The sequence below is a fragment of the Candidatus Liberibacter solanacearum CLso-ZC1 genome (assembly GCF_000183665.1).
Lineage (GTDB): Bacteria > Pseudomonadota > Alphaproteobacteria > Rhizobiales > Rhizobiaceae > Liberibacter > Liberibacter solanacearum.
Map to the genome: position 1 here is coordinate 14,350 of NC_014774.1, position 22,092 is coordinate 36,441.

Consider the following 22,092-nt stretch of genomic DNA (forward strand, 5'->3'; position numbering starts at 1 on the left):
CTGCTCTATATTACTTAAAATCAGCATTTACCACAATATCTTTAGAATAAAGAAAAAAATCCCATGTTAAATTATTTTTTAACATTATCACAAGTCCGATGCACCATGAATCTTAGATGATAATTAATAATTTTGGAAAATTATGTTTAAAGGTAATCGAAAGAATAGATGCTGTATTGCGTCATTTCTTACAAGAACTCTTTTAAATCATTCCAAAACATCAAAATTTTGTGATACTGATTGAACCAAACAAGTTGGCATTTAAATATCTGTTTATAAAAGATATCCTTGCGCAAATAGAAACAATTATAAATATCTTTGAACTTATCTTTACTCATCTATAATAAGATTGATTACAACATTTGTATTGCCAAGAAAAGATTGACGATAATTTTCACCAAAATCAACTTATCAACAAGGTTTGCTAATGCAAAAAAACATCAAGTTATACAACACCCTGAAACGCGAAACGATTGAATTCCAAGCCATCGATCCTTCCAATGTTAGGATGTATGTTTGTGGTCCGACTGTTTATGATTTTGCACATATTGGCAATGCTAGACCTATGATCGTCTTTGACGTATTATACCGTCTCTTGCGCCATCATTACGGAGAACAATGCGTAACTTATGTCCGCAATATTACTGATATCGATGATAAAATAATTGAACGCGCTCGTCGAGATCATCCATCCATCGCAATCGATAATGCAATCTGTATGATTACAGAAAAAAACATAAAACAATTCATCTTGGACACAACAAAACTGGGATGCCTTATCCCTACTCATCAACCACGTGCCACCGAATATATCCCTCAAATGATTAATTTAATTGAAAAAATTATATCACACGGCCATGCCTATGAATCTAATAATGAGATTCTATTTGATACAAATTCTGCACCGAATTATGGATCTCTTTCTCAACGAAAAATTGATGAACAAAAAACAGGAGCACGTGTTCCAGAAAAATATCATAAAAAAAATCCTGCTGATTTTGTTCTTTGGAAAACATCCAGTGAAGAAGAACCTGGGTGGGAATCCCCTTGGGGTATAGGAAGGCCTGGATGGCATATAGAATGCTCCGCCATGTCTTCTTACCACCTTGGAAAACTATTTGATATTCATGGAGGAGGTCTTGATTTAATCTTTCCACATCACGAAAACGAGATAGCACAATCTTGTTGTGCCTATCGCACAGACAAAATAGCTAATGTCTGGATTCATAATGGCTTTCTCAATTTAGAAGGCCATAAAATGTCAAAATCAAATGGAAATTTTATTACCATCAACGAACTTCTGGAAACAAAAAAGTTCGGAGGGCAAGCTTGGCCCGCTCCAGTCATACGCCTAGCCATGCTCATGACTTCTTATCGAGAACCAATTGATTTTACTGTTCAACGCTTGCAAGAAGCAGAAATACTTCTATCCAAATGGCCCCCAACCACAGAATCTAGGGGAAAACCTGATCCTGCTGTTCTTTCCGCTTTATTTAATGATCTCAATACTGTATCAGCGATACAGGCACTCCATAAATTAGCTCGTGAAAGTATAAAAAATCCTGATTTGCTTCCTACATTTAATGCCAGTGCAAATATTTTAGGAATCGAAGTGCGCGAAGAACCTCTCAGTAAGAATCTATCAATAGCTATTGAAAAATTAGTGCAAGAACGCCTTCTCCTTCTAAAAATAAAAAATTTTTCTGCTGCCGATTCTATTAGGGAACAATTAGAATGCAAAGGATTTGTTCTAGAAGATTACAAAGACCCTAAGAGCAAACAACGCATGACTCGGTGGAAACAAAAAAAATAATTTTTGAAAAAAAAGGGTTTTCATGTTTTTAAAAACAAAGATTAAACAATATATCAGATGCTAAGAAAAAATATTAATAATGATATGGGGTAGGACAACTCTCCGCAGAGAGTGTGAAAACTATTAACACATAACAAGATAGAAAAAATACCTACCTATCATACAATCAATAATATAATATACTTATAAGATATTTGCAGAGACTTATTAGCTTATGCTAAAATATTTGAAGAAATAATACGAATCAAATAAAGGAAAAAACTTATGCAAAATGGAGTGAATAAAAAGCAAGATTTTTCCAAAAAATTGGATAAAAATGGCAATCAAACAACTATTACAGGCCTTCTCTGTGTCTTGTTTGCTTTTATTGCCTGGGGCATGACACCTCTTTACACACAATTTTTAGAAAAAGTATCTGTTCTTGAAGTGATTTCTCATCGTATCTTGTGGTCATTACCTGGAGTTTTTTTTGCAGTTGTATATTTTTCTGGAGGACTATCTTTATTAAAATCTACTCTTAAAAATCCCAAAACACTTTTCATGCTTATGGTCAGCGCAGCCTTGTTGGCGTCTCATTGGAGTGTTTTTGTTTATGCGCTTTTATCCAGACAGGGATTAGCAACGTCTCTGAGTTTTTTTGTAACTCCTGTCTTTGCCTTATCATTAGGAGCGATCTTTCTTAAAGAACGTTTAAATCTATTGCAAATTATTGCTGCCATTAACATAGTCGCAGCCATGGTAATAATGACAATTTACAATGGAATTCCAATGTTATCCTTAGCCATAGCCGTAACATGGAGCGCTTATTGCTTTGCACGCAAAACAATCCCAGTTAATTCCAACGAAGGATTCTTTATAGAGATGTGTATTCTTGCCGTTCCTGCTTTGTTTTATGTTATTTGGCTTATAGTTGCAGATAAGAATCATTTTTTTATGCACAATACCCAAGAAACTTTCTTCCTCATGGGATACGGTCTTCTTAATTCTATTATTTTCTGTGTTTTTGCATACGGAATTAAGCGCACAAAATTAACTACTGTTGGCCTTATGGAATATATTGCACCACTTCTAATGGCTGCAAATACTGTTTTCATACTAAAACAACCTATTAATACGGTAAACATAGTTGTTTTTTCTATGGTTATTGTTGCGATGATAATTTATGTATTACCCACAATTTTAAATAATAAAAAAAGCTAATAGGAAACATTTTAAAACTGATGCTATTTTTCATCTCCAAGATCATCATAATAGATCTTGGAGATGTTACTACTGTAGAAAAATTTTACTCGAAGTAATCGCTTTATCCCTTGATCCTACTTGAAAATTAAAGTATATTTAGCTTTATTTATAGTACGAATGTATTTAAAAAAATGGCATTTTCACGTTTTTCTTCACTTAAAATTTTAAAAAATCTTTGGCCATATATGTGGCCCAAGGATCGTTTGGATTTGAAAGTACGGATTATAGGAGCAATGATTTTTCTTATTGCTTCTAAGTTTGTGCTACTCAGCATTCCTTTCTTATTTAAGTGGATAACAGAATCTTTAATTGATAAATCAATCTTCAGCAAAAATGTACATTATTTGGTGATGGGAATTCCAATTCTAATCATCGCTTATGGCGCTATGCGTATTCTCAATTTGATATTAAACCAGATACGTGACGTTTTTTTTGCTAAGGTGGGCCAAAGCGCTACGTGTACTTTATATTATAAAGTGGTCTCACACGTATATAAACTATCACAACGTTTTCATATTGATTACAAAGTTGGAAAATTATCTTCTGCAATAAGTAATGGCACCAAATCCATGGAAACAATCATCCGAATTATGATGGTCCATCTTATACCAACAATTTTAGAGTTTTTTGTTTCCATAGCTTTCTTATGGCATAGTTATGGATTATTTTACGTTAGCGTTATAGCGTGTATAGTCATTATTTATGTTTGGTTTACTGTAGTAACGAGCAACTGGCGCGTTACCCTTTTTCGAGAAACGAATCACTTGCTCCATGAATGCCATGCCAAGGTTTTTGATTCCTTGATCAATTTTGAAACAATGCAGTACTACAATGCCGAAAAAGCCGAAATCACTAAATTTAAAAAATATATGGAAAAATATGAGAAATCTGCAATATCTATCTCAAATTCTTTGGGTTGGTTAAATTTCGGACAGGGATTTATCTTTAGTATAGGAATGGTCATAATAATGATTATGTCATCTCATGCTATTTATGCAGGAACACAAACCATTGGAGATTTCATCTTCATCAACACACTACTATCCCAACTTTCTCTACCATTAAATATCATCGGAACAATCTACCGCGATTCCCGTCAAAGTTTTATAGAAATAGAAGAATTGTTTAACATCCTTGATGAAAGAATAGAAGTCGAAGATGCGCCTAATGCCCAAGCTTTGAAAATAAAAAATGGCGACATAACCTTTGATAATGTTTTCTTTTCTTACAACCCTAATAATGACATTCTTAAGGGGGTCTCTTTTAAGATTTCTCCTGGCAAAAAAACCGCATTAATTGGAAAATCTGGCGTTGGAAAATCAACTATTTCCAAGCTTCTTTATAGATTGTACGATATACAAAGCGGTTCTATTAAAATTGACAGTCAAGATATCCAGAAGGTTACCAGAGAATCATTGCGACAAAACATTGGAATAATTCCTCAGGAAACCATTCTATTTAACGATACTTTACGCTATAATATTCTTTATAGTAAACCCGATGCATCTGAAGAAGAGCTTTTTAGTGCGGTTGAAATTGCACAGCTTAAGTCATTTATTATGAATTTGCCAGATGGATACGATACTATAGTAGGAGAGCGAGGATTAAAACTTTCTGGGGGGGAAAAACAACGTGTCTCTATAGCGCGTGCTATTCTCAAAAATCCATCTATCATGATTTTTGATGAAGCAACTTCTTCTCTTGACACAATTACAGAACGACAAATCCAAAAAGAATTAGATTTATTGTCAGAAAATCGCACTACTTTAATGATTGCGCATAGACTATCTACTATTGTCAATGCAGATACAATCATTGTTTTAAACAAAGGAAGGGTCGCAGAACATGGCTCTCATGAAGATCTCATATCACGTGGTGGCATTTACTCCGCTATGTGGAAAAAACAAAAGGAATCCTTGAATACATAGAATAAATTTAAATATTTCTTATTATCTATTAAGATATTATCTTACAAGGTATGCTATCAAACTAATCTTAGATATTTACATTGCTAACGTACTCTGATAGAAAAATTCTTGTAGTATTTAGTCAAGTGCAGCAAAAGCAAGTGCAATTTTTAAAGGAGAAATGCTGTTCATGCCTCTCTTCAGAGCGATTCGAAAAATTTTAGTACCCATCCATTTTCATGGCTGGCCTTTTGTAGTATCTTTTCTTGCTCTTACCATCATTGTCGGGATGTGGTCACATTTTTTCCTCTGGATAGGAATAATTCTGACGACTTGGTGTGCTTACTTTTTCCGTGATCCAGAAAGAGTCACACCTATAGATCGCGATTTGTTGATTAGCCCTGCTGATGGACATATATCTGCAGTATGCGAAATGATTCCACCACCAGAACTAGAGCTAGATGATGAAATTATGTTCCGTCTTTCTATCTTTATGAATGTTTTTGATTGCCATATCAATCGCATACCTATTAGCGGTGAAATTATCAAAACTGTTCATCGTAACGGACAGTTTATGAATGCTGACCTAGATAAGGCAAGCGAACAAAATGAACGGCAAAGCTTGGTTCTTGAAACAGCTCATGGAAAAATAGCTGTCATACAAATTGCGGGATTTATCGCGCGTAGAATCGTTTGCTGGGTTAAGCCAACTATGCAAGTTGAAGCGGGCATGCGTTTTGGAATTATCCGCTTTGGATCACGGGTGGATGTTTTTATACCCAAAAATGCTAATATACGCGTTGAAATTGGACAGAAAACCGTAGCTGGTGAAACTGTGATCGCTGAATTTAATTCGACCAAACCTCCCCTATCAGTACGTCGTACTTAATAGGAAAGAATTTTTATAGGCTAGGAAAAAACTTCTCGTGGAAAACAAAGAATGTGATGTTCTTCTAAAGAAGCCTGTCGCATCTTCTAATCAAGACATAAAACTGGATTTGCCGGGGAAAGAAATGCCCCCCCTCAAATTTTTATTCCCCACCTTAGTAACAATTCTAGCGATCTGCGCAGGATTTAGTGGGATTGGGTCTGCTCTAGAAGGAAATCTTGAAACAGCAGTATCTATGGTACTTGTCGCAGCTTTTCTTGATGGAATAGATGGACGCATTGCCCGCCTCATGAAGGCAACTTCAAAGTTCGGCGAACAAATGGATTCACTAGCTGATGTTATTAATTTTGGCGTTGCTCCTTCTTTAGTTACTTATATTGCCGTTCTAAATCAAGCCAATACCTTTGGCTGGAGTATAGCGCTTATGTATACGATCGCAATCAGTTTGCGTCTAGCGCGTTTCAATATTATGAATGAATGTGACCATAAAGAAGTTTGGAAAGACGAATATTTTGTTGGTCTACCAGCTCCAATTGGAGCAATACTACTAATGTTACCATTGTATATAAAATTTTTAGGATTTAAAGTAAATACAATATACGGATACACTTCAACAGTTTATGCCATGATCATTAGTTTTTTACTATGTTCACGACTACCCGTTTGGTCAGGGAAAAAAATTCCTAGAAAATGTATAGTACCTATGATTCTTTTTTCTGCAGCTTATATCGCATTCATGATACGATTCTTATGGGAAGTCGTCATTGCCAGTACATTATGTTATATTATCATTCTATTGCCTATTTCGTTCTACAGCTGGAATAAGCGTTATGGAATAATAAAAAAAACACCAAAATAAAAAAATAAATCTTTTCCGTAAAAATTTACACATGAAAAATCTATAAATGATATTAATAGTATTTAATATTTTTTATACATTTAACAAACCATCTCAAAATAAGAGAATTTATTTCTTCAAAAAAATTGAGATAGCAATAATAAAAAAATATTTCACAATATTTTATTCTCACGATAAACCTACAAGGGGATAAATTGCGCTATCTTTGGTATAGTCTAGCTGCATGTTTGATTTTTTTTATAGGGGGATTCGTCTTATTTATACAGTATATTGTGCAAATCCCAATACCTGCAAATCCTTCTATCAACGCTATCGTTGTATTGACAGGAGAACCAAATAGGATAGAAAAAGCATTTGAATTGCTCGAAAATAAAATAGGACAAAGAGTATTTATATCGGGAGTTCATCACTCTGTGAGCAAGGATATTTTGCTTCAAAAAATCCCTATACGAAAAGATTTAGCGGAATGTTGTGTCGATATAGGATATAAAGCGCTCAATACCGCTGGCAATGCTAAAGAAGCATTAGAATGGATTAGAAAACATGACTATCATCATGTTCTTATTATAACGCACGACTATCATATTCCTAGAATACTTCTTGAATTAAACAGAAAAAATTCCATGACAAAGTTTGTTCCATATCCGATCATAACTCATGATTTGCAAAAGAATACTTTAATCTTATATATGAAGATGTTAAGAATGACTTTTATAGAATATTTGAAGATTTTATTATTATCTTTACAAATTGTCTCGTAAATTCTTGCATCATAGATTTGAGAATAATTGTAGAATGGATTATGTGATTATGATTTTTGTTCGATCCTTGATTTTTAATACACTCTTTCTCATTAACACCTTCGCAATATTAATTGTTCTTTTATTATTAAATCTATTCATGACGCGCAAACAGTGCTTGTATCTGGCAAAAATATGGGCACATACAAACCAGCTGTTATTAAAATATATTACAAGGACAAATATTCAAATAGAAGGGATAGAAAACATCCCAAAAACAGGATGTATAATAGCAATTAAACACCAATCATCCTGGGATACATTTTTCTTTTTGACTTGCATCGAAGATCCTATTTTCATATTAAAACACACTGTTTTTTATATACCAATCATAGGATTATATTGTATCAAACAAGGAATGATTGGCATCAAAAGAAATTCAAGAAAACTTGATATGAAAACTATTATCAATCGTGCTCAAAAAGCCATTACAAGCAATCGCCAATTGATAATATATCCTGAAGGAACACGTCGTTCTCCAGGTGATGCTCCCGTCTACAAGAAGGGGATTGCACATATATATGATTCTCTTGCCGTCCCAGTTATACCAATTGTCGTACATGCTGGGTTATTCTGGCCACGTGGAAAGTCGATGCGTTATCCAGGTAATTTTAAAGTACGCGTTTTAAAACCAATACCAGCTGGAATACCAAGAACAATATTTTTTACAGATCTACAAGAAAAAATGGAATACGAAAGCAATAAACTTTTACTAGAAACTATTCATGATAATCCCCAATTAAAGCTTCCGAAATCTGCCCAAAAGGCTTTGCGACAATTACAAGAAAATACATAGAGTTAAACTTAATATTTTTTATATGTAGGCATTTTACTGTAAAAGAATTTTCTACCCTAGAAGAAATAATATGCTTTACTTATAATCAATAGAAATTTATTTGTTTCCTAAAGTGGAAATAGCTTGTGGAACAAGCACTGGAACAGAAATATTCTTTTTGCTAGATTCGACTATCGGAATTCCTTCATACAAAATTTTTCTTGCTTCTATTGCATAAATACCAGCAAATCCTGGCCAAAAAATATTGCCAATTTTTTCAAAAATAGACCATAATTTCAATATACACATCTTATTAGTGGGAGGGAAAAAAAGCGCTCTTGAAGTAGAGGATAGAGTGAAATTTGATTCTCGTAATAGAGAAATCATCTGAGTCCATGAATAAGGCTGTCCCGAACCAAATGGAGTATTTTCCATACGCGCCCATACACCACGTCTATTAGGAACAATAATGATCATACGACCACCTGAGGATAACACTCTCCATACTTCACGCAACATTACAGAAGGATCTTCCGCAAATTCCAAATAATGAGCCATTAAAACGCAATCAACCGAAGAATCTAAAAGTGGTAACTGTCCTTCCGATATCAGAGCAGTTGAAGATAAATTCTGATCTGGCCAATTTGTTGCCCCCTGCCCTGCAGGCATAAATGCCAAATTACATTCTGTTTTACCATCAAAACAGGGAAAGAAGGGAACAGCATAACCTAATCCTAACAGACGATATCCAGTTATATCGTCCCATGTTGTTGACAAAACTTTAGATATAGCATCCCTAACATACCGACCAAGAAACGAGCTATAAAACTGTCGCAGTACAATAATATCAACTCGCATTTACAATACTCTGTTAAATAAATTAATCATTGCAATAATCCTTCTTATCTAAGTGTAAACTTTTATACAAAAAATCACTTTAAAGGAACAAGAAAATTATGAATAAACTGAATATTGCCATTTCCCTTTATTATGATAACTTTTGCATCCTTGTTCATGATAGCCAACATCAATTAACTGTTGCTATTGATACTCCCGATACAAATACCATCCTTAGAATGCTCAGAGAAAAAAATTGGTTCTTAACACATATCTTCAATACACATCACCATATAGACCATACACGAGGTAATTTAGATCTCAAAAAAATTTTCAATTGCACAGTATTTGGACCATCAATAGAATCACATCAAATCCCGAAAATAGACCATGGATTATCCGATGGAGATACTTTGAATTTTGGACAACATCAGATCAATGTTTTTTCCACACCAGGACATACTATGGGTCATATTTGTTATCATTTCATAGAAGATTATCTTCTCTTTGTCGGAGATACGTTATTTTCATTGGGGTGTGGAAAAATATTTGAAGGAAATTTTGCTGAAATGTTCGAATCACTAGAAAAAATAAGATCTTTCCCAGATAAAACACATATCTATTTTGGACATGAGTATACAGAGAACAATGCCAGATTCGCATTATCTTGCGACCCTCATAATTTAGAGTTACAACAATATTGTTCTAAAGTAAAATCCCTACGCACTAAAAATCTCTATACCAATCCCAGCATGATATCTCTTGAAAAGAAAGTGAATCCTTTCTTGCGAACAAGAGATCCTATATTGCGAAAGAATTTACACATGGAAGATGCTAGTAATCTTGCTGTTTTTACTGAACTGCGTATCCGTAAAGATCAATTTAAATAAATATTTTTTTTAACAAAATAGTAATGCCAAAGCATTTTCCATAAAAGAAAACATTACTAAATAAGTCCTTGATTCGTAAAGAAGAAAAGATTTATGATCAAAAGTTTATTACAACACGAATATAACGAAATGGGACTAGCATTTTTTATATTATCAATGTATGTATTATCTCTATATTATCTATTACAATATAATGGCCATTCATGGAAAAATCAAAGAGCGATTTTATCAAACCAAAAATAAAAGAATGTTTCTTCCCTATCCAGAGAAAAGGAGCAAAATGATGTCACGAGTATGTGAACTAACTAGAAAAACTGTCATGTCAGGGAATAAAGTTAGCCGTTCTAATAATAAAACTAAACGCCGATTTCTCCCTAATCTCTGCAGGATTACATTAATTTCAGATATTATGGGGCAACAATATCAACTACGTATTTCGAAACATGCTCTACGCTCCGTTGAACGTCAGGGAGGATTAGATCAATTTCTCTTGCACTCTAAAAAAGAAAATCTCTCAGATCGTACTCGTCTTTTGCGTAGTCAAATAATCAAAAAAATATCTGAAAAATCCTCTGAAATGATTGCTCAAACATAATATTAAGGTGTTCGTTTACTTTATTATATGTAGCAAAAAATTTAAGTTCTTATAAAATTCATTTCGTGAATGAATTTTACTGTCCTTTAAAAATGTTATAAAAAGTTGACTACACCTATTCTATAAATAATTGAAATTCTTTTTTTTATTCGATCTTCATATACTAAAATGATAATTTTGTGAAAAAATATATTTTTGTTAGACGCCGATATTTTTAACAAAATCCAGATTGCTTTAATACTCTATATGCTTGGACAACGGCTTGGAAATGCTCTTCCGTACCACGATCTCCACCGTTTGAATCGGGATGATGTTTTTTTACCAAATTTTTGTATCTTCCCCTTATTTCTTCAGGAGAAGAATCAGATAATAATCCCAATATTTCAAATGCGTTAAACTGTATAGCGTTTAAACGATGCTCTGCTCTATCAGAAAAATTACCATACGAATTTTTAGATTCTTGAAAAAAGAAAACATCCGAAGGATAACGTTTTGCATATAAAAGTGCTGTCCAAGTAAAACGCTCTCCAGCCACCGCTTCTTTTTGATAACGACCAACTTCATCATCAGAAAGACCTACAAAATAATTATATCCTTTATTGTATTTTTTTACATGTTCAAGACAAAAAAGAAAAAAATTATCCTCAGCACCACTACCTACAGGAGCACGGTACTCCCCTGTACATTGACAGTTATCCCACTGGCAAATAGAAGACTTGGGGCTCGGATCATTCTTCTTCCGTTTTTTGCGATTTCTAATACGATCGAAATACTTTGAATTAAGGTTCATAATGGCTTACTATTACTAACTATACAATAATTTATCAATAACTATTACGACTGTAATAGTTACTATATACGACGAATAGGATAGGAAATGCAAACAACTCATGTATCACTGAGTAATAGAATAACAGAAAAAGTCCGCATTGCGTTATCTCCAGATGAATTGAAAGTAATCAACGAAAGCCATCTCCATGCCGGACATCAACCACAATTTAATGGATCCGGCGAAACACACATTCGCATAAAGGTTATATCCAAACAATTTATAGGAATGAACCTACTATCAAGACATAAAATAATATATGAACTACTAAAAGTAGAAATAAAGGATGAATTACATGCTCTATCCATAGAAGCTTTTTCTCCTGATGAAAAACATACCCTTGAAAAGCATTAGTTTAGCTCATTGTTGCTCTTTTACATGCACAGTTATACAAACATTACTTGCATCACGATATTGTTTTTTTCTCTTATCCGATAAAAGATTAAATTAGATATATAGTATCTAAAAAATATTTTTAAAATAAAATCCAAGATACAAACATATATCACAATCAAAGTACCATATCATGATTGATTATAGCTAGCATAACCAAAAAATAATACTAACAATCCAAGCAAAATTCTTAGCACATTTTTATTGTTCTATAATAATAAATCTTATTGGACAATTATAATTACATCAGAATATTTAACTTTCTAATCATTATATCATCAATAGATTCTCTGTACATAAGATCAGATTTAAGCACATCGCATACGTAATACCGATCATATTCCCAAAGTCGTCCTTATCAACGTGAGATAATTTACTGACTTTAAATAAACCAGAAAGATTGTTGTCAACAATGCCCTTACATGCCAATATATTGAAAAGTTTTCTTGCTAATTTTACCATTCGCAATATCGAAATACGTTCCTTCTATCAACAGAAAAAAAATTTTATGTAATTGACAAAATCAATGCAATTCTACTATGACATTCACAATTCATTAAAATTAATCGCAGATATACAGTGACTTAATTGTAAATCTTGTAGACATTAAAAGTGATTTTTAAAATATTTTGGAAACGCAAAAACAAAAAAAAGTAGAATATAAAGACACCATAGGTCTTTTCTTAGAAATGATGAGTTCTGAACGCGCCGCAAGCGTTAATACACTCACTTCTTACAAAAGTGATCTAGAGGAAGTTCAACTTTTCCTCGACGATGATGACTTGTTACTATCAAAAGCCTCTTCAGATAACTTGATTGCTTACTTAAACCATCTTTCTCAAAGAAAATTAAAAGCAAGTTCTCAAAGAAGGAAAATATCCGCGATTCGACAATTCTATAATTTTCTTTGTTGTGAAGGATTGCGTAAAGATAATCCTTCCGAAACACTTCAATTTCCAAAAAAAAATCACACACTCCCAAAAACGCTACACAAAAACGCCATAGCAGACCTTTTGAAACAAGCTAAAATAGAATCAGAAGATCCTTCGCCAGGTCAGTGGAAACGTATCCGTATGTTTTTGCTAATAGAACTATTATATTCTACTGGCATGCGCGTGAGTGAATTGGTCACACTCTCTTCACATACTTTAAACCTAGAAGAACGCATAATGATCATTAAAGGAAAAGGCAATAGAGAACGTTTTGTTATATTTTCTCCTTCGTCTTTATGTGCTCTACAAATGTACAAAAAAATGTGCTCTACTATGGAAATGACAAAAAATAGTCCATGGCTTTTCCCATCATCTACAAAAACAGGACACCTATCACGCCAAGTATTCGCAAGAGACCTAAAAGAACTAGCTTCTCGCGCTAGCATACAAACAAAGAACATATCGCCTCATATAATACGCCATGCATTTGCGAGCCATCTTCTTGAAGGTGGGGCTGATTTACGTACTATACAAATACTTTTAGGTCATATAGATATATCAACAACGCAAATATACACCCATCTATTACCAGATAAATTGCAAAAATTAGTTCAAGATTATCATCCTCTTGCTAAAAAGTTGAAGAAATATTAGAATTTGTTATCCGTTTATTTTTTTTATATATTGAGAGGTTTATAAGTTATTGCTATGCATAATTATCTTGATTTTGAAAAACAAATTTCTGATTTAGAAGCACAAATTCATGAACTCAAAAAACTATCTCGTGAAGATGATGCAAAAGAATACTCCGAAGAAATTAAAAAACTGGAAGCAGCAGTTCAAAATGCTCTCTCTGAGATTTATTCGAAACTTACTCCTTGGCAAAAGACTCAAATTTCTAGGCATCCCAACAGACCTCATTACGTTGATTATATAAATTCTCTTTTTACTGACTTTATACCTCTATCAGGAGATCGCTTATTTGGAGATGATCCAGCAATGCAAATTGGTCTCGCAAAGTTTCATGGACAGTCTGTTGCTATTGTAGGGCAAGAAAAAGGTTCTGATACAAAATCACGAATCAAACATAATTTTGGGAGTCCGCGTCCTGAAGGATATCGTAAAGCTATACGCCTTATGAAAATGGCTGATCACTTTGAATTACCAGTCATTTCACTTATAGATACAGCTGGAGCATATCCTGGAGTTGATGCAGAAGAGCGTGGACAAGGAGAAGCCATTGCTCGTTCTACCGAGATGTGCCTTAAATTACAAGTTCCAATCATTGCAATCATTATTGGAGAAGGAGGATCTGGTGGGGCAATGGGGATCGCTGCTGCGAATTATGTTTATATGTTAGAACATTCCATTTATAGCGTTATTTCCCCAGAAGGAGCCGCATCAATCCTATGGAGAGATCCTTCTCGTGCCGCACAAGCAGCTATAGCTATGAAAATAACATCGTCTGATTTAAAAGAGCTTGCTATCATTGATGGGATAATTCCAGAGCCTATAGGAGGGGCGCATAGAAATCCTGCACAAACAATTGCTTCTGTTGATGAAGTAATAAAAAAATCCTTGTTAGAGGCATCAATATACTCTGGAAAAGAAATACGTCAACATAGACATCAAAAATATCTAAACATTGGACGAAATTTATAAATGATTTCTCATTCGCAGTATCTCTTTCCTGGCTTTATAGAACAATCAAAGATTCCAAAGTGATAAAATTATACAATGTTATACCATTTATACTATTAATATTCCTCAATGGATGCGCTCATAAGCCATTGGTTGATAAAGCGGAATATCCCTTACCCAAGAGCTTAGTACGCTATATGGAGAAGAAAAAAACCTCACCTTACCACCCTTCTTTGATACGCATATTTAAAGAAGAGAATATCCTTGAAATATGGAAATATACCTACGACGCGCAATATATCCTGTTGAAGCAATATAAAATATGCGCATGGTCAGGGATTATTGGACCTAAGATAGAAACAGGAGACAGACAATCTCCTGAAGGATTTTATTACATAGGATGGAATAATTTAAATCCTAATTCAAAATATTATCTATCAATCAACATCGGATTTCCTAACGAATTCGATAGAGAACATAATCGAACAGGAACCGATATCATGATTCACGGAGGGTGTTCCTCTGCAGGATGTTATGCAATGAATGATAAACAAATTCTAGAAATTTATGCGATAATACGAGATTCTCTCAGAGGAAAGATGCAATCATATATACAAGTACAAGCATTCCCTTTTCGCATGACACAAGAAAATATGAAACGTTACCAAACACATCCAGACTATTTTTTCTGGAATATTCTTAAAATAGGATACGATTATTTTGAAAATAATCACCTGGAACCCATCGTACAAGTATTGAATAAACAATATGTATTTTTAAAAGAATAAACGGAATTATGGCGTGGTTTTTACCATTTCTATCTATCATTATCTCATGCAAATTTATAAACGTATTTAAAAAAATAATGAATTTTTAACCTCTCTTTTCTTTTTAAGGGTAAATTATCACTTTTAAATCTAAAAACACTATACTATTTTATAGTTATACAATATCCTGGAATCAATGGGGGATTCTCTGCTGTATTAAAATTAAGATTTGATAAGATCATTATTCTTGATTGTATGTGTGATTCAAATAACTAGGAAATCAACGACAGTTTATTAGCTAGGAGTAAAAGCTATGGAAATACGAAGCGTGGAAAATAAAACGCAAGATCTTGATACCCTCCTTCTTCATGAAAAAATGCAAGCTGCAATTGAATATCAGAATGAAGCTTGGGCAGGTGGTATGGCAGATGGAATAGAACCAGAAATTATTGCTAACGCCGCTATCACTCAGGCAATTCGCGAAACAGTACGTCTCCATGGAGAAGAAAAAGTAGAATTACTTATCAATTCACTGATATCCCGCATGCTGGCAGGAGAGTTTTCTCCCGAGCGAGTTATTCAGTAAATAAATAAAAAATTATTATTAGCAAAAAAGAATTCTCGTGATAGCCATCATAGGCTAATTCTTAATTTTTATAGAAAATTATATTTAACAAGCCAATAAAAATTTGCTGAAAGCACTTGTTTGAGAAAATAAATGCCATCTGTTTACCTATCAAGCCAATCTTTTATAAAAGTTCGAGGTAAATCTGCCTCTACTTTTTTACAAGGAATTATTACAGCAGATATAACGTCTTTGCCTTTTGATGTTGCACGTGGTAGCGCACTTCTAACCCCTCAAGGAAAAATTTTATTTTATTTTTTGATAAGCAAAATTGAAGAAGATGTTTTTGTATTAGAAATAAATAAGCTGCAACGTGATTCGTTTATAGAAAAGCTTCTTTTTTATAAATTACGCTCAGATGTTGCCTTGGAAGTTCAACCAATAAACGGAATCACCCTATCTTGGAATCAAGAACAGGCTCCTACAAGCCCTTCCTTTATTGATGAAAGATTTTCAATAGCCGGTATATTACTTCACAGAACATGGGGATATAATGAAGAATCTACATCTGACCCTAAAGAATATCATGAACTTAGAATTAATTATGGGATAGTTGAACCTATCCCTGACTTCCCGCCTTCTACGATATTCCCTCATGATGCCTTGATGGACCTTGTTAAAGGAATTTCTTTTACGAAAGGTTGTTATGTCGGGCAAGAAGTTGTTTCCCGAATGCAACACCGTAATATAGTGCGTAAACGTCCAATAATTATAACGGGATATAACGCTCTTCCGGCTAATGGCTCCTCTCTCTTTGTTGACAACACAAAAATAGGAACACTTGGAATCATTGTAGGGGAAAAAGCTCTGGCTATAGCTCGAATAGATAAAGTGAGCAATGCTATAGAAAAAAATATGGCACTAACAGCAGATGGAATAAAAGTGACTATTACCCTGCCTCCTTGGTGAGGAAGTAAATTTTCTGCGCACTAGAATATTCCATAAAAAAAGAAAATAAAATCGTAAAATCAGTTACTTAAGATACTCTAACCCTGAATCTATAGGGTGTTGATTCTACTATGTTTTCTTTATTGCAATCCCGCATCTTTTGACTATCAGATTATCGCTAATTTTTCAACAATAGCTCTGCCTCAATCTCTCTTCTCGCAAATAACCCTTTCAACTTCTTCGGGATGCAAGGGGCTTATGACTTTAAGATTACCAATGACAACCTAGAACAAGCAGTCAAACAAATATGCTTCGTAAGAGAAATTGTTAAGGTGGGAAAGAATAATAATGCATCCTTGCACTTTTTAGGTTATAAGCTATAATAAGTAAAAATTATGGAGATATGGATATGACAAACGTTGCAGAAAAAGAAAAAAATCACAAAACATCTTCTCAACCTCTCACTGATTATCGCTTGACTCTACTTGAGAACAACTATGATCGACTCAATGATAAGCTAGATAAGATCCTTGTTGCAGTACGCGGAATGTTGTGGAAAATTCCAGCGATCTTTGCAGCTATCTCGCTTCTTCTGCACAGTTTTATCAGTGTACTAGAATTTCCTATTAAAATATTTGAAATATTGCAATATTTAAAATATGATCAACTAGGAGGAGCCAATTGTTACAATTATTTTATAATTCTATAGTATTTTTTAATATTAACATAGTGCTAATTAGGAAGAGTTATAATGCTTGGTATAGCTAATGATTTTTATAAAGACCAAACGCACCAAGCTGTAGGAACAATATCAGGCGTGGTATGTGGTGCAAAAGCTTTTTTTATAAGATAATAAAGGTATTGACGGGAGAAAGTCTTGTTTCCACTTTGGAATCACAAGTAAAAAACTATCTCGACCCTGTTCGCCCCGCTATTGAAAATAGAATAATTTTATATCAGATAAGGGAGCGTCAATTATGAAGTACTGGTTATATCCCTTAGAAAAGACGTTTATAAGAATTTAAACAGACAAAGAAAACCCTAACCCCCGCTTGTTCTAAACGATTTTATTGGTATACCAGAAACCAAGGGGTTAGAGAACAACAAGGGATTGATTACCGTTGTATGTCATGCTTTCACACCAAAAACAAGGTATGAGAATACTATAATTTTTATTATTGCAATCCCGTATCTTTTGACTATCAGATTATCGCTAATTTTCCAACAATAGCTCTACCTCTATTTCTCTTCGAGCCACAAGCCCTTTCAACTTCTTTCCTCCAGAAAAAACCCATCTTTTGCATTCATGAGATGCACTCTTCTAATCTTCAGAATATACACGTTTTCTCAAAGTGCTATTCCTATACCTCCCTATTCCAAGATTAAAAACAAAATCCCCAATAGCCGATATGCGGTTTTCACCAGCATGAATAAGAATCGGGGCAACGGTAAATACTTGGCTTAAGCACTTCGAAACATCCTATTTAAGAAGATCATCTGCCTGTTGTTCAGTTATGCCCAAGTCCTCAAAAACATCATTTCCAGTATGGCCATAACCGATAGTCCAAATGCTAGCGGGACAACGGTAGGCAGATAGACGAAGCCCTTCAAATTTTTTGATTAAATCAATTAAAAGCTGTGGCATGATCTTGACTAACACAACCTAAAGATGTTAATTTGTGTTAATTTGTATTAAATAAGATTAATACACGAACAACGATATTGCCTATATACGGGGAACGACATGAATATAAAAAAGATAGGATTAATTTCTACAGTTGCGATGATATCAACAGCTGTTTTCTTAGGTGGTTGTGATATAGATGATATAATACCTAAAACAAGGAAAGTAGCAAAGAAAGTAGCATCTGAAGTAGCTAAAAGCTAAAACAGCCGAAGCTGAAGTAGTTAAAAAACCTAGAGCACCTAGAAAAGCTAAAACAACTGAAGTAGCTGAAGTAGCTGAAGTAGCTGAAGTAGTTAAAAAACCTAGAACACCTAAAAAAGCTAAAACAAAAGCTGAAGTAGATGAAATAGCTAAAGAAGCTGAAATAGCTGCAATAACTGGTAACCCAGTAACTGAAACTAACTAACTTCGCTTCTTTTGAACGATTTTATCGGTGTACCAGAAACCAAGAATACAAGCGATAATATCTTGTTCAAATGGGCTTAAGATCGAAAGGGGGCTTCTATCAAAGATGCCCTCTTTCACACTAACACTCCACCAGACCAATAACGGATAAATAATAATCCAAAAAAAGGTTGTGAGAGGTAGAATTAAGGGAGTCAAAGCCATCAATCCATTTGACACCACTACCACTCTTGACCTTTTGGGCTTTTATTCTTGCTAATCTGATTGACTGATCAACTTTAAGTTCTTCAATTGCGTATTTAATATCTGCAAGATCTAGCTGAGTAGAGCCGTTAATCCGTGCCAACTCAAGCTTCGTCTTATCATATTCAATCGATTGTTTTTGCATCAGATATTCTAATACACCATCAGCTATTTTCTCAAATACCGAGGGGATGAAACGAAGAGCTAATCTAAATAGGCCACTTGCAAGAAACGACTCCATCATTGTTTAAGCCATCCTATATTATAGAGTGCGTAGATGATTGCTATGTGCTTTACGGATGCAAAGAACCATTTTAAACCGTAGAAGATATTAAGAATCTCATTGATACCTTGTTGTTACTTCTTGTCCCTCTCCTCTGATGCTTTTTGGAGGACGTCAATATGATCAACCCTGAGGGACAGGGCTTTGTATTCAGTGGTTAAAGTATTAAACTCTTGCCTAGTAACGGTTTGATCTTGTCTTTTAGCCATTATTATGCTCGATGAAAGCCTCCCTATAATCTAATTGCCAATTACGATTCCTAGAAAAAAAAACCCGAATCATTCGAATATTTATACCACAAGGTGATTTAGCACATAAAAGCTAAACATTCAAAATCAGATAAAAACATGCTCTAGTTTAATTTTATCTTCACTATACCCCCCTAAACAATTTTAATTTATAAGTATTGACAATGATTTTATGGGTTAGAGGGATAAAGTCGTTATCTAAAAATAAGGATTTTAGAGCTTCGGCAGAACTAAAAAGTAAAAACTTCAAATATTTAAAATTTTATAAAAATTGTCGGAGGGTAGGCTATATATACTTTTCAAACTCCTCTTCGGGGGGCACCCCTCTTCCAAAATAAAAACCACATAAAACAGTAGGAAACACGTTGTGAAACCGAACATGAAATTAAACATGATCATTGTTTCCTTTCAAAATATCTAAGATGTTTTCTTGCCACTTGATGCTTTGGACGATTGATCCTTTACCTTCTCTATCAAAGATTGCATACGTGAAATTAAGATTTTTAATTGCCTCTTTCCGTAAATGTAATCATCGTTCCAATCCTCAGCATCCCAGGTTTCTTCATCGTCGCAGACCTTACGCAAATCAGAGATAAAAAAATAATTTTTTTCTTCGAATATTAATAAACTATATGATATAGTGGCAGTGGAAGTAATATTTTATATTCTTGTATATTATAAAAAATATCTTCTATTGCGTACATTTATAAACATGTAATATATAGCTTTTTCTAGTAGACATGTATTGCTAAATAGACAAATAATTATCGCATATTTTTACGATATACAATATTAAGGAAATAAAAACAGTGCCCGCATTATTTTCTCTTGTGATTTTTTTTTGAGAATGATTAGATCTGCAATTATTCTACTTCCATTGTTCCTAGTATCTAGTTGTGGTTTTTTCGGATCTCGGATATCTGTTCCTGATCTCAATTCGTTGGAAAATATGAGTCACGAACAGTTGTTGAATGTAGCGTTTGAAATCGGCGAGAAATACCGATCACATCCTAAAAACAAGCAGATAGGCATTATGTATGCAGATGCACTCAGAAGAGTAGGTCGTACTGTACAAGCACTGGCCGTCATGCGACAAGTTGCTATAGTTTATCCTAAGGATCAAGAGGTGCTTGCAGCCTATGGAAAAGCTCTAGCAAATGCAGGATATCTAGAAGAAGCTCTTGATGCTGTCGATCGTTCACAAAGACCCGACATGCCTGATTGGAGATTGATATCTAGCAAAGCATCTATTCTTGCCCAAATGGGAAAATACTCAGAAGCGCTTGTAGAATATAACAGAGCTCTAGAATTAGCTCCAAATGAGCCTTCCATTATTTCTAATATGGCTATGTCTTATCTGTTGACAGGAGATCTACAGATGGCAGAAAAAGAATTACGCTACGCTGCGAAAATGGTAGGAGCTGACAGCCGTATACGACAAAACTTAGCCCTAGTCATTGGTTTACAAGGAAGGACAGAAGAAGCTTATGACATAGCATCAAATGAACTATCCCCTGAAGAAGCTAAGGAAAATATAAATTATATTAAATCAATTCTTGCCCAAAAAGATCCTTGGAAAAAAATGGTTTTCAAAGAAACCCATCGTGATAAAAAACAAAAATATGTTCCTACAAACAAAAAATAATGATGAATATTCTTTTTCTAACGACTTTCTAACTTAAGCTATTTTAAAAAATAGTTTCTGAAATCAATCCTATCAAACCTATCATTATTCTCCATACAGCGAATGGAGTATATCCCCGCTTGGATATAAGGTTTAGTAAAAATCGCACAACAATCAAACTCGTTATGAAAGAAGCCAAACAACCAATAATAATTGCTGAACGCATCTCATTCACAATAGAAGTATAATTCTTATAAGAATCCAATGCACAAGCACCTATCATGGTTGGAATTGCTAGAAAGAAAGAAAATTCTGCAGCAGAACGTTTATCAGCGCCCAATACTATCGCACCAACAATAGTAGCACCCGAACGAGATGTGCCAGGAATCATTGCAAGACACTGGAAAAAACCTATTTTTATAGCTAAAAGTAAGGGATAATTTTTAATATCAAAATATTTTGATTGAAAATGTATACGATCAACTGCCAATAATATAAAACCACCAACAATGAGACTGATATATATAACAATCGTTTCTTTAAATAATATTGACTTAATAAAATAATGCGCAAAAAAACCTAAAATCCCTGCAGGAAGAAATCCAAAAAATAGAATTATGGCAAAATGACGAGAAGAAGAATCATATGGAAAAGAAAAAAATATATAAATAATTCTATGAAAATACACATATAATAAAGCTAAAACAGCCCCTAATTGAACTAAAATAGTAAAACTACTGCCTAAATCAACGCCTAAAAAACGACTTGCAAGCAATAAATGAGCTGTTGAAGAAACAGGAATGAATTCTGTTATTCCCTCAACAAAACCTAAAATAAGTGCAAAAATTATAGAAGATTCAAACATCATATCCCACAATATTTTACCTGATTATTACACATGTATCTTGTATCCACCATCT

Annotated in this window: 22 protein-coding genes and 2 pseudogenes; 18 read left to right on the plus strand and 6 right to left on the minus strand. The window is 33.9% G+C overall.

Annotation, left to right across the window (positions count from 1 at the left end; translation table 11 throughout):
- Positions 1–427 precede the first annotated feature (427 nt).
- The 7 genes from cysS to CKC_RS00115 all read left to right on the plus strand — a co-directional run bounded on the left by cysS (position 428) and on the right by CKC_RS00115 (position 8,306).
- Positions 428–1,813 carry a cysteine--tRNA ligase gene (cysS, locus tag CKC_RS00085; protein ID WP_013461424.1) on the plus strand — a complete coding sequence of 462 codons (1,386 nt, stop codon included), beginning with the start codon at positions 428–430 and terminating at the stop codon, positions 1,811–1,813.
- A gap of 264 nt (positions 1,814–2,077) precedes the next feature.
- Positions 2,078–3,013, plus strand: coding sequence for an EamA family transporter (locus tag CKC_RS00090; protein WP_013461425.1), 936 nt, complete (start codon positions 2,078–2,080; stop codon positions 3,011–3,013).
- Between the two features lie 173 nt (positions 3,014–3,186).
- A complete protein-coding gene (locus CKC_RS00095) occupies positions 3,187–4,983 on the plus strand; it encodes an ABCB family ABC transporter ATP-binding protein/permease (RefSeq protein ID WP_013461426.1) in 1,797 nt (598 codons plus the stop codon).
- A gap of 169 nt (positions 4,984–5,152) precedes the next feature.
- The gene (locus CKC_RS00100) at positions 5,153–5,851 is read left to right on the plus strand and encodes a phosphatidylserine decarboxylase (RefSeq protein WP_013461427.1); all 699 of its coding nucleotides are present in this window, start codon (positions 5,153–5,155) and stop codon (positions 5,849–5,851) included.
- Between the two features lie 37 nt (positions 5,852–5,888).
- Positions 5,889–6,710, plus strand: a complete 822-nt coding sequence (gene pssA / locus CKC_RS00105; RefSeq protein WP_013461428.1) for a CDP-diacylglycerol--serine O-phosphatidyltransferase — start codon at positions 5,889–5,891, stop codon at positions 6,708–6,710.
- A gap of 194 nt (positions 6,711–6,904) precedes the next feature.
- Positions 6,905–7,471, plus strand: coding sequence for a YdcF family protein (locus CKC_RS00110; RefSeq protein ID WP_013461429.1), 567 nt, complete (start codon positions 6,905–6,907; stop codon positions 7,469–7,471).
- Between the two features lie 139 nt (positions 7,472–7,610).
- On the plus strand, positions 7,611–8,306 hold the full coding sequence (locus CKC_RS00115) for a lysophospholipid acyltransferase family protein (RefSeq protein WP_244392017.1): 696 nt from the start codon (positions 7,611–7,613) through the stop codon (positions 8,304–8,306).
- A gap of 96 nt (positions 8,307–8,402) precedes the next feature.
- Here CKC_RS00115 and CKC_RS00120 read toward each other — a convergent pair whose 3' ends face one another.
- Entirely contained in the window at positions 8,403–9,143 is a 741-nt protein-coding gene (locus tag CKC_RS00120; RefSeq protein WP_013461431.1) for a class I SAM-dependent methyltransferase, read from the minus strand.
- A gap of 98 nt (positions 9,144–9,241) precedes the next feature.
- Here CKC_RS00120 and gloB point away from each other — a divergent pair, with 98 nt between their 5' ends.
- On the plus strand, positions 9,242–10,012 hold the full coding sequence (gene gloB / locus CKC_RS00125; protein ID WP_013461432.1) for a hydroxyacylglutathione hydrolase: 771 nt from the start codon (positions 9,242–9,244) through the stop codon (positions 10,010–10,012).
- Between the two features lie 283 nt (positions 10,013–10,295).
- A complete protein-coding gene (gene rpmB / locus CKC_RS00130) occupies positions 10,296–10,607 on the plus strand; it encodes a 50S ribosomal protein L28 (protein ID WP_013461433.1) in 312 nt (103 codons plus the stop codon).
- A 214-nt stretch (positions 10,608–10,821) separates the two neighbouring features.
- Here the strand turns inward: rpmB and CKC_RS00135 are convergent, their stop codons facing one another.
- The gene (locus CKC_RS00135) at positions 10,822–11,397 is read right to left on the minus strand and encodes a J domain-containing protein (RefSeq protein WP_013461434.1); all 576 of its coding nucleotides are present in this window, start codon (positions 11,395–11,397) and stop codon (positions 10,822–10,824) included.
- Positions 11,398–11,484: 87 nt separating this feature from the next.
- Between CKC_RS00135 and CKC_RS00140 the strand changes: the two genes are divergently transcribed.
- The 7 genes from CKC_RS00140 (at position 11,485) to CKC_RS00175 (ending at position 17,391) form a co-directional block, all read left to right on the plus strand.
- Positions 11,485–11,790: a BolA family protein gene (locus CKC_RS00140; protein ID WP_013461435.1), complete on the plus strand. Its 306-nt coding sequence runs from the start codon at positions 11,485–11,487 to the stop codon at positions 11,788–11,790.
- Between the two features lie 728 nt (positions 11,791–12,518).
- Positions 12,519–13,415 carry a tyrosine recombinase gene (locus tag CKC_RS00150; protein ID WP_044054168.1) on the plus strand — a complete coding sequence of 299 codons (897 nt, stop codon included), beginning with the start codon at positions 12,519–12,521 and terminating at the stop codon, positions 13,413–13,415.
- Between the two features lie 54 nt (positions 13,416–13,469).
- The gene (locus tag CKC_RS00155) at positions 13,470–14,423 is read left to right on the plus strand and encodes an acetyl-CoA carboxylase carboxyltransferase subunit alpha (protein ID WP_013461438.1); all 954 of its coding nucleotides are present in this window, start codon (positions 13,470–13,472) and stop codon (positions 14,421–14,423) included.
- Positions 14,424–14,482: 59 nt separating this feature from the next.
- Positions 14,483–15,190, plus strand: a complete 708-nt coding sequence (locus CKC_RS00160) for a L,D-transpeptidase family protein (RefSeq protein ID WP_044054023.1) — start codon at positions 14,483–14,485, stop codon at positions 15,188–15,190.
- Positions 15,191–15,482: 292 nt separating this feature from the next.
- On the plus strand, positions 15,483–15,755 hold the full coding sequence (locus CKC_RS00165) for a hypothetical protein (RefSeq protein WP_044054024.1): 273 nt from the start codon (positions 15,483–15,485) through the stop codon (positions 15,753–15,755).
- 132 nt (positions 15,756–15,887) lie between these two features.
- Positions 15,888–16,703 carry a CAF17-like 4Fe-4S cluster assembly/insertion protein YgfZ gene (gene ygfZ / locus CKC_RS00170; protein ID WP_013461441.1) on the plus strand — a complete coding sequence of 272 codons (816 nt, stop codon included), beginning with the start codon at positions 15,888–15,890 and terminating at the stop codon, positions 16,701–16,703.
- A 388-nt stretch (positions 16,704–17,091) separates the two neighbouring features.
- Positions 17,092–17,391 carry a hypothetical protein gene (locus CKC_RS00175; RefSeq protein ID WP_013461442.1) on the plus strand — a complete coding sequence of 100 codons (300 nt, stop codon included), beginning with the start codon at positions 17,092–17,094 and terminating at the stop codon, positions 17,389–17,391.
- Positions 17,392–17,895: 504 nt separating this feature from the next.
- Here the strand turns inward: CKC_RS00175 and CKC_RS06435 are convergent.
- Positions 17,896–17,988 (minus strand): annotated as a pseudogene (locus CKC_RS06435) (lysozyme); the annotation flags it as partial.
- Positions 17,989–18,162: 174 nt separating this feature from the next.
- Positions 18,163–18,327: a lysozyme gene (locus CKC_RS06225; protein ID WP_013461445.1), complete on the minus strand. Its 165-nt coding sequence runs from the start codon at positions 18,325–18,327 to the stop codon at positions 18,163–18,165.
- A 99-nt stretch (positions 18,328–18,426) separates the two neighbouring features.
- On the opposite strand from CKC_RS06225, the gene CKC_RS06180 reads away from it, so the two are divergent.
- The gene (locus CKC_RS06180) at positions 18,427–18,570 is read left to right on the plus strand and encodes a small effector proten (RefSeq protein ID WP_013461446.1); all 144 of its coding nucleotides are present in this window, start codon (positions 18,427–18,429) and stop codon (positions 18,568–18,570) included.
- 201 nt (positions 18,571–18,771) lie between these two features.
- Here the strand turns inward: CKC_RS06180 and CKC_RS00185 are convergent.
- A pseudogene (locus CKC_RS00185) lies at positions 18,772–19,261 on the minus strand (hypothetical protein).
- Positions 19,262–20,395: 1,134 nt separating this feature from the next.
- Here CKC_RS00185 and CKC_RS00190 point away from each other — a divergent pair.
- A complete protein-coding gene (locus tag CKC_RS00190) occupies positions 20,396–21,193 on the plus strand; it encodes a tetratricopeptide repeat protein (protein ID WP_013461449.1) in 798 nt (265 codons plus the stop codon).
- Between the two features lie 43 nt (positions 21,194–21,236).
- Here CKC_RS00190 and CKC_RS00195 read toward each other — a convergent pair whose 3' ends face one another.
- A complete protein-coding gene (locus CKC_RS00195; protein ID WP_013461450.1) occupies positions 21,237–22,037 on the minus strand; it encodes an undecaprenyl-diphosphate phosphatase in 801 nt (266 codons plus the stop codon).
- Positions 22,038–22,092: the final 55 nt, after the last annotated feature.